The organism is Nitratireductor alexandrii (genome assembly GCF_004000215.1).
In the GTDB taxonomy this organism is placed as follows: domain Bacteria; phylum Pseudomonadota; class Alphaproteobacteria; order Rhizobiales; family Rhizobiaceae; genus Mangrovimarina; species Mangrovimarina alexandrii.
On sequence record NZ_RBVY01000006.1, the window covers coordinates 155,962 to 167,795 of the forward strand.

Annotated in this window: 12 protein-coding genes; 6 read left to right on the forward strand and 6 right to left on the reverse strand. The window is 64.8% G+C overall.

Going from position 1 to position 11,834, the window contains the following annotated elements; all coding sequences use genetic code 11:
• Nucleotides 1-89: 89 nt before the first annotated feature.
• Nucleotides 90-1,196: a TRAP transporter substrate-binding protein gene (locus EP380_RS15250; protein WP_106571966.1), complete on the reverse strand. Its 1,107-nt coding sequence runs from the start codon at nucleotides 1,194-1,196 to the stop codon at nucleotides 90-92.
• Between the two features lie 480 nt (nucleotides 1,197-1,676).
• Between EP380_RS15250 and EP380_RS15255 the strand changes: the two genes are divergently transcribed.
• Together EP380_RS15255 and EP380_RS15260 are read left to right on the forward strand one after the other, a co-directional pair.
• Nucleotides 1,677-2,249, forward strand: coding sequence for a TRAP transporter small permease subunit (locus EP380_RS15255; protein WP_127599217.1), 573 nt, complete (start codon nucleotides 1,677-1,679; stop codon nucleotides 2,247-2,249).
• Entirely contained in the window at nucleotides 2,249-3,640 is a 1,392-nt protein-coding gene (locus EP380_RS15260) for a TRAP transporter large permease (protein ID WP_106571968.1), read from the forward strand. Before EP380_RS15255 ends, EP380_RS15260 begins: the two co-directional genes overlap by 1 nt.
• Nucleotides 3,641-3,727: 87 nt before the next feature.
• Here the strand turns inward: EP380_RS15260 and EP380_RS15265 are convergent, their stop codons facing one another.
• On the reverse strand, nucleotides 3,728-4,813 hold the full coding sequence (locus EP380_RS15265; protein ID WP_127599218.1) for a TRAP transporter substrate-binding protein: 1,086 nt from the start codon (nucleotides 4,811-4,813) through the stop codon (nucleotides 3,728-3,730).
• A 261-nt stretch (nucleotides 4,814-5,074) separates the two neighbouring features.
• On the opposite strand from EP380_RS15265, the gene EP380_RS15270 reads away from it, so the two are divergent.
• A complete protein-coding gene (locus EP380_RS15270) occupies nucleotides 5,075-5,848 on the forward strand; it encodes a gamma-glutamyl-gamma-aminobutyrate hydrolase family protein (protein WP_127599219.1) in 774 nt (257 codons plus the stop codon).
• Between the two features lie 34 nt (nucleotides 5,849-5,882).
• Here the strand turns inward: EP380_RS15270 and EP380_RS15275 are convergent, their stop codons facing one another.
• Both EP380_RS15275 and EP380_RS15280 read right to left on the reverse strand, forming a co-directional pair.
• The gene (locus EP380_RS15275) at nucleotides 5,883-6,275 is read right to left on the reverse strand and encodes a hypothetical protein (protein ID WP_127599220.1); all 393 of its coding nucleotides are present in this window, start codon (nucleotides 6,273-6,275) and stop codon (nucleotides 5,883-5,885) included.
• Between the two features lie 61 nt (nucleotides 6,276-6,336).
• The gene (locus tag EP380_RS15280; RefSeq protein WP_127599221.1) at nucleotides 6,337-7,308 is read right to left on the reverse strand and encodes a 2-hydroxyacid dehydrogenase; all 972 of its coding nucleotides are present in this window, start codon (nucleotides 7,306-7,308) and stop codon (nucleotides 6,337-6,339) included.
• Nucleotides 7,309-7,483: 175 nt separating this feature from the next.
• Between EP380_RS15280 and EP380_RS15285 the strand changes: the two genes are divergently transcribed.
• Nucleotides 7,484-7,828 (forward strand): hypothetical protein, encoded by a 345-nt coding sequence (locus EP380_RS15285; RefSeq protein WP_127599222.1) that lies wholly within the window; start codon nucleotides 7,484-7,486, stop codon nucleotides 7,826-7,828.
• A 142-nt stretch (nucleotides 7,829-7,970) separates the two neighbouring features.
• On the opposite strand, the gene EP380_RS15290 is transcribed toward EP380_RS15285, so the two are convergent.
• Both EP380_RS15290 and EP380_RS15295 read right to left on the reverse strand, forming a co-directional pair.
• On the reverse strand, nucleotides 7,971-8,993 hold the full coding sequence (locus EP380_RS15290; RefSeq protein WP_106572091.1) for a LacI family DNA-binding transcriptional regulator: 1,023 nt from the start codon (nucleotides 8,991-8,993) through the stop codon (nucleotides 7,971-7,973).
• A 252-nt stretch (nucleotides 8,994-9,245) separates the two neighbouring features.
• Nucleotides 9,246-9,734 carry a MarR family winged helix-turn-helix transcriptional regulator gene (locus tag EP380_RS15295; protein WP_127599223.1) on the reverse strand — a complete coding sequence of 163 codons (489 nt, stop codon included), beginning with the start codon at nucleotides 9,732-9,734 and terminating at the stop codon, nucleotides 9,246-9,248.
• 150 nt (nucleotides 9,735-9,884) lie between these two features.
• On the opposite strand from EP380_RS15295, the gene EP380_RS15300 reads away from it, so the two are divergent.
• Together EP380_RS15300 and EP380_RS15305 are read left to right on the forward strand one after the other, a co-directional pair.
• Nucleotides 9,885-10,664: a creatininase family protein gene (locus EP380_RS15300; protein ID WP_127599224.1), complete on the forward strand. Its 780-nt coding sequence runs from the start codon at nucleotides 9,885-9,887 to the stop codon at nucleotides 10,662-10,664.
• Between the two features lie 111 nt (nucleotides 10,665-10,775).
• Nucleotides 10,776-11,825, forward strand: coding sequence for a CobW family GTP-binding protein (locus tag EP380_RS15305; protein WP_106571975.1), 1,050 nt, complete (start codon nucleotides 10,776-10,778; stop codon nucleotides 11,823-11,825).
• Nucleotides 11,826-11,834: the final 9 nt, after the last annotated feature.

Sequence of the window (11,834 nt, forward strand, 5' to 3'; positions counted from 1 at the left end):
GGCCGCAATGTCCGCGCCGATCGCCATAAGAAAAACCCCGGGGCCGCTGCCCCGGGGTTTCGTGTCCTGGACCGGTATCGGCTCGCGCGTCAGAGCTTGCCGGCGCGCTGCTGGATCATCATGAAGGTGTCGAAATTGTATTCGGTGAGCTGAGCCCACAGATACGCATCCTTCTTGAACGCCAGCTGGTTGTCGTAGATCTTCTTGAAGGTGGCGTTCTGGGCGTTGATCTCTTCATAGGTCTCCAACGCCGCGTTGTAGCAGGCCTCGAGAATCTCCTGGCTAAAGGGACGCAATTGCGCGCCGCCCTGAACGAGCCGCTTTAGCGCGGCCGGGTTCTTGTAGTCGTAATTGGCCATCATGTCGGCATTGGCCGCGCGGCACGCAGTTTCCAGGATGGCCTGATACGGCTTCGGCAACTCGTTCCACTTTTCCAGATTTGCGAGCGTGTGCAGAACCGGCCCGCCTTCCCACCAGCCCGGATAATAGTAGTACTGGGCGACCTTGTTGAAGCCGAGCTTCTCGTCGTCATAGGGTCCGACCCATTCGGTGGCGTCGATCGTGCCCTTTTCCAGCGCCGGATAGATGTCGCCGCCGGCGATCTGCTGCGGAACGACACCGACCTTCTCGATGATCTTGCCGCCCATGCCGCCGATGCGCATCTTCAGGCCTTGCATATCGGCCACGGTGTTGATTTCCTTGCGGAACCAGCCACCCATCTGCGCACCGGTATTGCCGCACGGCATGCCGTACAGTCCCTGGGTGGCGTAAAACTCGTTCATCAGCGTGTTGCCGTCGCCATAGTAGAACCAGGCGTTCTGCTGGCGATAGTTGAGGCCGAACGGAATCGCGGTGCCGAGCGCGTAGGTCGGGTCCTTGCCCCAATAATAATAGGACGCGGTATGCGCCAGTTCGACCGTGCCGGCCGAGGCCGCGTCGGCCGCCTGAAGGCCGGGTACGATCTCGCCGGCCGCGAAGACCTGAACCTGGAAATTGCCGTCCGTGGCCTCATTGACGAATTTCGCCATCGTTTCGGCCGCGCCGTAGATCGTATCGAGCGCCTTTGGGAACGAAGAGGTGCAGCGCCAGGTGACTTTTGGCATCGACTGCGCGATTGCGGGTGCGGCCAGCGTCGTTGCTGCCGCGGCGCCCGCGCCGGCGACGCCCGCCTTCTTGATAAATGAACGACGATCCATTCCGTTTCCTCCCATTCGTGGATCTATCGAAATCCGCCTCCAGCCGAGAGGGCTATCCAACGGTTTCAGCCTGCGACAATACACGCTCGAAGAAGTGTGTCCAGCATTCGGATATCCACCTTTCCGCCAAGGCGAGGCGGACAAACCGCTTCGTTTGCGACGCTTTCGGCACAATCGATCTTGCGCTCTCGCCGTGGCGAGCACGACGTGGCCAGCTGGATATTCCGCGCCGTCACCCGCCCGTTTGTACGGCAATCCAACCGCCGGCCCGCCACCGGGCGTTGTGGAGGCGCATTTTTCGCTTGCTGTTACTTTTGCCACCCGGACAAAGCTGCTAAGCAAAATCGGCCGGCCGGACAAAGTCCGCGGCCAACGATAAACCGCCTGGCTCGTGCCGGACGGTTCGAGGGGGAAACGGGAGGTCACATGACAGCGTCGGCTGCAGCGCCATCTGCTCGTGGTGCATCGGAGACATAGCCGGTGCAGGCGATCGCTCTTGTCGTACGCGCCATCAGCGCCTTCAACCGCTTCATTGGCAATGTCTTTTCCTGGCTTTCCCTGGCGATCGTCCTGGTCTGCTTCACCGTGGTGGTGCAGCGCTACGTCTTCGCGGTCAGCTATGTGTGGATGCAGGACCTTTATATCTGGCTAAACGGCGCCATGTTCACCGCCGTGGCCGGCTTCGCGCTGCTGCGCAACGATCATGTGCGCGTCGACATCTTCTACCGGCCGGCGGGACGGCGGGCGAAGGCGACCGTCGACCTGATCGGGGTCATGCTTTTCCTATTGCCCTTCGCCTATATCGTGTTCGCCTATGGCTGGACCTTCGTGGCGCGCGCGTGGCGGCTGGGTGAGGGCTCGGCCAATGTCGGTGGGATGCCGGGCTTGTTCGTCCTAAAAACGTTCATTCTCGGCTTCGCCGTCGTCATCGCGTTGCAGGGCGTCGCCATGGCCCTGCGCTCCGTCCTGGTCCTGACCGGCAACGAGCATCTGCTGCCCGCGCATCTGCGTTACGAAAACGCCGCCGCGCCCGTGCCGGAGGTCAGCGGCTGATGGATCCCGTTTTTCTCGGCGAGCTCCTGTCGGGGCTGATGTTCGTCGGCATTATCGGCTTTCTGCTTTTGGGTTTCCCGGTCGCCTTCACCCTGGCCGGGGTGTCGCTTCTGTTCGGCCTGGCGGGAATGGGATTCGGCGTCTTCGACCCGTCCAATCTCGGCAGCCTGGCCAACCGTTATATCGGCTACATGACCAACGAGGTCCTCGTGGCCGTGCCGCTGTTCATCTTCATGGGCGTGGTGCTGGAACGCTCCAAGATCGCCGAGCAACTGCTTTTGACCATGGGCAAGCTGTTCGGCAATCTGCGCGGCGGGCTTGCCATGTCGGTGGTGCTGGTGGGCGCCATGCTGGCGGCCTCGACCGGCGTGGTCGGCGCGACGGTGGTCACGATGGGCCTGATCTCGCTGCCCGCCATGCTGCGCGCCGGCTACGATCCCAAGCTGGCAAGCGGGGTGATCTGCGCCTCCGGCACGCTGGGCCAGATCATCCCGCCGTCCACAGTGCTGATCTTCATGGGCGACATGCTGTCGGGCATCAACGCCCAGGTGCAGATGGCCAAGGGCAATTTCGCCCCGGTGCCCGTCTCCGTCGGCGACCTGTTCGCGGGTGCGCTGCTGCCCGGTCTGCTGCTGGTCAGCCTGTATATGGGCTGGGTCGCCATCAAGGCGCTCATAGAGCCCGCCTCCTGCCCGGCGATGCCGGTGGCCGCGGAAGACCGCGGCGCGCTCGGCCGCGAAGTGCTGGTGGCGCTGCTGCCGCCGCTGCTGCTTGTGCTCGCCGTCCTCGGCTCGATCCTCGGCGGCATCGCAACCCCCACCGAGGCGGCCTCGGTCGGCGCCGTCGGCGCGATGCTGCTTGCCGCGCTGCGCCTGCGACTGTCCTTCACTGTGCTGCGCGAAACGGTCGTGGCGACGGCGACCATCACCTGCATGGTGTTCATCATCCTGTTCGGGGCATCGGTGTTTTCGATCGTCTTTCGCCTGATGGGCGGCGACAACCTCGTGCATGAATTCCTGACCGGGCTGCCCGGCGGCACGCTCACCGCCGTGGCGATGGTGATGGCGATCATGTTCCTGCTCGGCTTCATCCTCGACACGTTCGAAATCATCTTCATCGTCATCCCGATCACCGCGCCGATTTTGCTGGCACTGGACGTCGATCCGGTCTGGCTTGGGGTGCTGGTCGGCGTGAACCTGCAGACCAGCTTCCTGACGCCGCCATTCGGCTTCGCCCTGTTTTATCTGCGCGGCGTCGCACCGGGCGAGGTCGCGACCTCTATGATCTACCGCGGCGTCTTCCCCTATGTGATCCTGCAGATCCTGGCGATCGCGATCATGTTCGCCTTCCCCGGCATCGCCACGTGGCTGCCGCGGCTTTTGTACAACTGATCCCCACCAACCGCGCCGCACCGAAACGAAAGAGCCCCGGACGTCGCCGTCCGGGGCTCTTCAGGGTCAGCGCCGGAGGCGCGATCGTCAGATGGAGAAAAACTTCTCGCGAGCTGCGACGAAGGCGCCGTCGGTGCCCTCCGTCCGGGTCCGCAGGATATTGAGCGCCTCGATGAAGCTTTCCGTGGTCTTCTTCGTCAGCGCATCACCGGAATCGCGCAATTCACCCATGATCTCGGCCGCGGCCTTGGCACCGGCCTCCAGAATGTCATCGGGGAACGTACGCACATTGACGCCGTGATCGTTGACCAGAGTCTGCAGGGCGCGCGGGTCGTTTGCATAGAAATCCGACGCGACCTGATCGTATTCGGCCTGGCACACATCCTTGATGATGGCCTGCAGGTCCGATGGCAGTTCCTGATACTTGGCCTTCGACACGACAAGCTCGGTCGCCAGCCCCGGCTCGACGAAGCTGGGGAAATAGTAGTTCTTGCAGACCTGGTAGAAGCCCAACGCCAAATCGTTGTAGGGACCGACGAATTCGGCTGCGTCGAGCGTACCCGACTGCAGGGCCTGGAAGATTTCCCCGGCCGCCATGTTGGTCACCGTCGCGCCAAGCTTTTCCCAGACCCGGCCGCCGAGCCCCGGCGTGCGGAAGCGCAGCCCCTCGACGCTGTCGAGCCCGCTCAATTCGTCGCGGAACCAGCCGCCGGCCTGCGTGCCGGTGTCGCCGGACAGGAACCCCTGGACGCCGAACTGGTCGTAGATTTCGTCCCACACTTCCTGGCCGCCCATATAGCGCACCCAGGCGGCGAGCTCGCGCGAGGTCATGCCGTAGGGAACACCGGTGAAGAAGGCGAGGCCCTGGCTCTTGTTCTGCCAGTAATAGGCCGCGCCATGGCTCATCTCGGCCGATCCGTCGATGACCGCGTCGAGCGACTGCAGCGGCGGCACCAATTCACCGGCCGAATAGACCTGCACAGTCAGCCTGCCGTTCGAGGCGGCGGTGATACGGTCGGCAAGGCGCTGGGCGCCGACACCGAGGCCGGGGAAATTTTTCGGCCACGTCGTGACCATGCGCCACGTCATGTTGCCCTGCGCGATGGCCGGCGCGGCGAGCGCGGCCGTGCCGCCAGCCAGCCCCGCGGCCTTGATAAACGAACGACGATCCATAAAAAAACCTCCCAATATGCCGGTCATGTTGCAAAACGGCTACCGGACGGTGCCGACAAGGCCCCGTTACACCCGACTCCGACCCGTATCAATACACGCAGCGCATTCGCCGCAATTGCGCCACAGAGCGGTTGGAAGTGATGGCAAAGACGGTTAGATTCCGGCTCATTCGCGTGGCTCAGCCGGACCCTGGGGCGATACGCAACCTGCTCCGGGCGGCGTCTGACACCGCCCTGGGGCGACCGGCATAGGATGGATGAAATGCACCCGGCTCTCGTCGCCGTCTCAACCGATGTGCGCGTCTTCGACCGCTACACATGGCACGCCACGCCGCAGCAATACATCGAGGCCGCCCTGTCGGGAGCCGGCGTCTTGCCGATGCTTCTGCCCTGCTTCGGGGAGCGCATCGATTTCGACGCCTTGCTCGACCAGGTCGGCGGCGTGCTGATCACCGGGTCCAAGACCAATGTGCACCCCGCGCTCTACGGCGGCGACGCCAGCGAGCGCAACGGCCCCTACGACGAGGCCCGCGACGCCACCACGCTGCCGCTGATCCGCAAGGCGATCGAACGCGCCGTGCCGCTGCTCGCCATATGCCGCGGCATCCAGGAATTGAACGTCGCGCTTGGCGGAACGCTGGCGACCGAGATCCAGGAACGCCCCGGCATCATGGACCACCGCGCCCCGCCGAGCGAGTTCCAGGACGATCGCTTCGCCATTCGCCACCGCGTCAGCTTCACAGAAGGGTCGTGCCTGGCCGATCTGTTCGAAGCCGGCGCGATCGAGGTCAATTCGGTTCACCGGCAAGCAGTCGGCCGGCTTGCGCCGCGGCTCGGGATCGAGGCGGTGGCCGAGGACGGCACGGTCGAGGCCGTTTCGGTTCTGGGTGCCAAGGGCTTCGCGGTCGGCGTGCAATGGCATCCCGAATACTGGGTCGGGACCGACGGCGCCTCACGCCGCATCTTCGAGGCGTTCGGCGCGGCCGTGCGCACCTATGTGGCCAAGCGCGGCCATGCGCGAACGGCCGCCGAATAGGCTCCTGCGGCCACAGCGTCCTATGACGCTGTGGTCAGAACCGGGAAAGAAGCTGAAAGATCGGCGCTTCCGGCCGAACGGATTCGTAGGCGATCCCGTCGGCGACCGCGAACTCGACCACCGGCGTGCCATCCTCCGACAAGAAGCTCAAAAGCCCGTTGCCCTCGTCGCGGCCGAAACGAACCTGTGCGAACCGTTTGTCGAGTTTGCCGCAACCGGGTTCGAGGACGAGGCGGAACCGACCCTGCGCCGCAGCGCCCGCCCGTTCGACCAGGCACCGCTCGGCGCCGCCGACCCGATAGAGCGAATAGTGGCCGTCAGGCGCGTCGGTGACTTCTTGCGCCGCGCTGTCCGGCGCCCTTTGCGACGTGACATAAAGACCGGCCGTGGCGGCAAGCGCCATGACGAGCACGGAAAACAGCTTCACCGCGAATCATCCTTGCTTGTACCCCCGCCATCGAAGGTGGTGCGAAGGGGTTAACGAAAGGTTAACCCCTTCGCGTCGCGGCAAGCCCGGCGGTTTCGGGAACCGGGGTCAGAACGCGCCCCTCGTCGAACCAGGCAAGCAGATTGTCGACCACCAGGTCGGCCATGGCCTGCCGCGTTGCCCGCGAGGCCGAGCCCACATGCGGCAGCAGCGTCGCGTTGTCGAGGTCGAGCAGAGCCTGCGGCACATGCGGTTCGTCGGCAAAGACATCGAGACCGGCGGCCCGTATGGTACCGGCCGCAAGCGCCGCGATCAGCGCCTGCTCGTCTACCGTGCTGCCGCGCCCGATATTGATGAAGACGCCGTCGGGACCGAGCGCCTCGAAAATCTCGGCGTTGACGATCTTGTGCGTCTGCGCCCCGCCTGGAGCCACCGAGACGAGCACGTCGACCGCCTCGGCGAGACCACGCAACGTGTCGTGATAGGTGTAGGAGACGCCGGCGACCGGTCGCCGGTTGTGGTAGGCGATCGGCAGGCCGAAGGCCTCCAGCCGGCGCGCGATCGCCTGGCCAATGCGTCCTAGGCCGAATATGCCGACCCGACGGCCGCGCAGGGTCGATGCCGTCAGCGGATAGCCCCCTTCCCGCGCCCACCGGCCGGCGCGCAGATAGGCCTCGGCCTTCGTGAATTCGCGCACCGTGTTGAGCAGCAATCCGACCGCGGTGTCGGCGACCTCCTCATTGAGGACGTCCGGCGTGTTGGTCACCATGATCTTTTTCGACGCGGCGTGGCCCGCGTCCACGGCATCGTAGCCGACGCCGAAATTGGCGATGATCTCCAGGTTCGGCAGCGCGTCGATGAACGCCGCGTCGATCGTGGTCATCGCCGCGATGCCGCGAACGGCGTCGGCCGAGCGCCCGCTCAACAGGCCAGGATCGGAGGTCTCGAGAGGCACCAGCCGGAACGCGTCCGAGATCCGCTTGACGGCATGGTCGTGCAGCTTGCCCGGCACCAGGATGGAAATATCGCGCATGAAATCACGACCCGTCTTCTCGTTGAAGTTGCGCCGACACCGTAGGCATAGCGCACGCGCCCGGCAAGCATCGCCTGCCGCTCCCGCTCGCGAAACCGTGATCGGAAAATTCAGGAACGACCCGCCGGTCGCCCACGTTGACCGGGCAGTCCAACACGATGAAAGGAGGACTGATATGACCTTTAAGATCATCACCGCCACCGCGCTTGCCATCGGACTCGCAGCCGGCGGCGCGCTCGCCCAGACCACCAGCGCCACGTCGAAGGCCGGTTCGGGACCGAACTTCAAATCCGAAGACGAGCGCATGATGTATGAGGAAAACGCCGACGTGATGGGCGGTTTCTTCACCGACGACACGATGGCCGAAATCCGGTCGGACGACGAGGTGAGGGAAATCTTCGCCGCGCTCGGCAAGGAGGACCGCGACGAGATCAAGGCGGCCTGCGAGCGCGCGATGGAAAGCCGCGGCTCCTACGGCACGGTGACCGTCGCCCTGTGCGATCGGGTCGACACCATGTAGCGCCTGCGGCGCGCGGTACGGGATGGGCGGCTTCGCCCAAAACCGTTAGCAATGCCCGGCTCCCGCCTCACGGCGGGGGCCGTAATTATGTCGATTTGCCGTAAAACCGCGCTGCCCGACAGGCAGCGCGAGCGTTGTGATCTCAGTCTCGCTCGACAGGTTTGCCGGTCGATTGCCGCACATGCAGCTCCGGCTTAATCAGTTCTTGCGACGCGCTGACAGGAACCCCGTTCAACCTGTCGAGCAAGGCCCGCGCCGCGCGGCGGCCGACATCGCGCTGGCCGTTCCACACCGTGGTCAGGGCCGGCGTCGCGATCGCCGCCTCCTCAAGGTCGTCGTAGCCGGTGACCGAGATGTCGACGCCCGGCACCAGCCCGGCACGCGCAATGCCGTTCATCAGCCCGATCGCCACCAGGTCGTTCCAGCAGACGGCCGCGGTCGGCTTGTCCGGCAGGGCCAGAAACTGCCCGGCCACCTCGAAACCGCTCTGCTTAGTGCGCGGCCCCGGAATGCGCCAGTGCGGCGCGACGACGAGACCGGCCTTTTCCATCGCCGCGACGTAACCCTGGTAGCGGTCGCGGCCAGTCGAGGTCTGATCCGTGCCGCCGATCATGGCGATGCGACGATGGCCGAGCGAGATCAGATGATTGGTGGCGAGCCCGATTCCGTAGGCGTCGTCGCCGCGAAACACAGGCACCTCCGCACCCTCGACCGAGCGGGCGATCAGCACGGCTGGAAGGCCGTTTTCCTCGATCAGCCGGATATCCTCGCGCGGCGTGCCGATCGCCGGCGACATGATGACGCCGTCGGCACCGAGCTGAAGCAGCGTATCGACGAAGGTCCGCTGCTTTTCGAGCTGGTCGTAGTGGTTGGACAACAAAAATGTCTGCCGGCTGCGGTCGAGTTCGCTCTCGATCGAACGCAGGATTTCGGCGAAGAACGGGTTCATGATGTCGTGCACGACAACGCCGACAATACCGGATCGCGAGGTCCGCAGGCTGGCCGCGCGACGATTGTAGATGTAGCCGATCGCGCGCGCATGGTCCTTGATGCGTTCGCGTGTGGCGTCGGCGACCAGCGGACTGTCCCGCAGCGCCAGCGACACCGTCGCCGTGGACACGCCGAGTGCCTCGGCGATGGTCGAAAGCTTGATTTTCTGCGCCAGAACGCCCCTCCCGACGATCCGCCCGGGTCGTTTAAACCGTTTAATCGCGCTTATGCCATCGCCCCACGGCATTTCAAAGCCTTTTCGACAGCGAGCCAGGTCCCGCGGTCGGCGCCGAGGCCGAGTACAGCCGCACCCGCCGCCCGCGCTGGCGACCGGAACGCAGCGCAGCGAGGCCGCGGGATGAGGGCGACGCGCTCCGAAGGACCGCTTTTCGAGTGCCTTGCGCGGGACCGCGACAGGTCAAGCGGCTTATAGATCCTCGACCGCCTCTTCCCCAAACTCGCCCCGTTCAGCACCCGAAATCCGTGCCGTGCCGGAGAGATTGTCTTCAATACGCGCGAGCATTTTCAAGAAGGCCTTCTGCTCCTTCTTGTCGAGCCCCTTGAGCGCGATCTTCTGGGTCTTGCGCACCGATTTCTCGATCGCCTTGATCGCATCGCGCCCAGTCTCGGTGAGGAAGATATGGGCCTGTCTGGCGTCGTGGTCGGACGGGCGTTTGAATAGGAAATCCTGCGCCTGGAGCCGGTTGATGGTCTTGGTTATGGTCGGCGGACGCACGCCGAGCCGGTTGGCGAGTTGGCCCGGCGTCTGGCCGTCCTCGTGCGCGAGCGCGAGCATGATCTGGTCCTGGCCGGCATAAAAGCCGTGATCGAGCAGGCGCGCGGCGAGCGAGGTGCGAACCAGCCGCGCCGTCGATTGCAGGCGGCTGATCGCCACGCCCTTTTCCGTTTTGGCCATTCGCCCCTCCCAAGTTCGCCGCAATCGATCTAGTGTCCGACACCGGTCGCGACGGGCCCGGGCGTCTGGTTTTCGACACGCGAAAAGGCAGCATGAAAACCGGCCGACTAATTCGCCGACGAACTTATGGCAGAGGTTGATTGCAGTTCCATGACAAACAGTGAAGCCGGCAAAGTCGAGCCTGCACGCGCCCGCACCGGCAAAACCATCGCGGTCCTGCCGCTCGGCGCGAGCGAGCAGCACGGCCCCCATCTGCCCCCCGAAACCGACACGATCATCGCCGAGGCGGTCGCGGTCCGCGCCGCCCAAATGCTGCCGGAAAACATCGACGTGACGTGGCTGCCGGTCGAGCCGGTCGGGTATTCGATCGAACATCTCGACCTCGGCCGCACCGAAAGCCTGACCTATGGCGAGGCGGTGGAACGCTGGATCGCGATCGGCGCCGAACAGGCCGCGCGCGGCTGCCGGAAATTCGTCATGCTCAACGCGCATGGCGGCAACTCGCCGCTGATGACGATCGTCGCCACCGAATTGCGGGTGCGCGAAACGATGCTGGCGGTCGCCACGAGCTGGACGCGTTTCGGATATCCCGAGGGCCTGGTCGGCGAGACGGAACGGGCCTCAGGCATTCACGGCGGCTTTGTCGAGACATCGGTGATGCTGGCGCTGCGGCCCGATCTGGTCGACATGGAAAAGGCCGCGACATTCGCGTCCGCGCAGGAGAGGTTCGCCGCCCGTTTCACCCATTTGCGCGCCTACGGTCCGCACGCGTTCGGCTGGACGATGCGGGACCTCTCGCCGCACGGCGTGGTCGGCGATGCCGCCGCTGCCAGCGCGGCGGCCGGCGAACGCCTGCTCGATCACGCCGCGCGCGGATTTGTCGACCTGCTTGCGGATGTCGACCGCTTCGATCTCGCCGATCTTGCCTGACAACGGAAAGGCCGGCGAGATTCGGACCTTGTTTCGCCGCTGCCGGCGTGCATTGGATCGGCCGCCATCCTATATGGAAACCGATCCGCAATTCGCTCCCCGGGGGACTTGATGTCCGATACGCAAACCCAACTTCCAGTCACCGTGCTGACCGGCTATCTCGGTTCCGGCAAGACCACGCTGCTCAACCGCATCCTCACCGAAAACCACGGCAAGCGTTACGCCGTCATCGTCAACGAATTCGGCGAGATCGGGATCGACAACGAACTGATCGTGGAATCCGACGAGGAAATCTACGAGATGAACAATGGCTGCGTGTGCTGCACGGTGCGCGGCGATCTGATCCGCGTCGTCGAAGGGCTGATGCGCCGGCCCGGGCGGTTCGACGCCATCGTGGTCGAAACCACCGGGTTGGCCGATCCCGTGCCGGTGGCGCAGACTTTTTTCATGGACGACGACGTGCGCGCCAAGACCCGGCTCGATGCCGTTGTGGCGCTGGTCGACGCCAAGCACCTGCCGCTCAGGCTGAAGGACAGCCGCGAGGCCGAGGACCAGATCGCCTTCGCCGACGTGGTCGTTGTCAACAAGACCGACCTGGTCGACGAGGACGAACTGGCAGCGGTCGAGGCGACCATCCGCGCGATCAACCCGTCGGCGCGCATCCACCGCGCGACCCGCGCCGGACTGCCGCTTTCCGAGGTGCTCGATCGGGGCGCCTTCGACCTGACGCGCGCGCTCGACAACGACCCGCATTTTCTCGATCACGGCCACCCCGACCACGCCTGCGGACCCGATTGCGATCACGATCATGGCGACCATGCCGGCCACGATCATCATCACCATCACGACGCGTCGCCAATCCACGACGTCTCGGTGCGGTCGATCTCCCTGCGCGGCGGCGCGCTCGATCCGAAGAAATTCTTTCCCTGGATCGAGAAGACGACCCAGATCGACGGCCCGAACATCTTGCGGCTGAAGGGCATTATCGCGCTTGCCGGCGACGACGAGCGCTACGTGGTGCAGGGCGTGCACATGATCGTGGAGGGCGACCACCAGCGTGCCTGGCGCGACGACGAAAAACGCGAAAGCCGGCTCGTCTTCATCGGCCGCGACCTCGACGCCGAACGGCTGAAGCGCACCTTCGAGGCGTGCCAGGCCTGACGCCCGACC

What these genes read in the sequence shown, in the direction of transcription:
- EP380_RS15265 (WP_127599218.1), bottom strand. Translation starts at nt 4,813, where the DNA reads ATGGATCGTCGTTCGTTTATCAAGGCCGCGGGGCTGGCTGGCGGCACG.
- EP380_RS15250 (WP_106571966.1), bottom strand. Translation starts at nt 1,196, where the DNA reads ATGGATCGTCGTTCATTTATCAAGAAGGCGGGCGTCGCCGGCGCGGGC.
- EP380_RS15260 (WP_106571968.1), top strand. Translation starts at nt 2,249, where the DNA reads ATGGATCCCGTTTTTCTCGGCGAGCTCCTGTCGGGGCTGATGTTCGTC.
- EP380_RS15300 (WP_127599224.1), top strand. Translation starts at nt 9,885, where the DNA reads ATGACAAACAGTGAAGCCGGCAAAGTCGAGCCTGCACGCGCCCGCACC.
- EP380_RS15305 (WP_106571975.1), top strand. Translation starts at nt 10,776, where the DNA reads ATGTCCGATACGCAAACCCAACTTCCAGTCACCGTGCTGACCGGCTAT.
- EP380_RS15285 (WP_127599222.1), top strand. Translation starts at nt 7,484, where the DNA reads ATGACCTTTAAGATCATCACCGCCACCGCGCTTGCCATCGGACTCGCA.
- EP380_RS15280 (WP_127599221.1), bottom strand. Translation starts at nt 7,308, where the DNA reads ATGCGCGATATTTCCATCCTGGTGCCGGGCAAGCTGCACGACCATGCC.
- EP380_RS15270 (WP_127599219.1), top strand. Translation starts at nt 5,075, where the DNA reads ATGCACCCGGCTCTCGTCGCCGTCTCAACCGATGTGCGCGTCTTCGAC.
- EP380_RS15295 (WP_127599223.1), bottom strand. Translation starts at nt 9,734, where the DNA reads ATGGCCAAAACGGAAAAGGGCGTGGCGATCAGCCGCCTGCAATCGACG.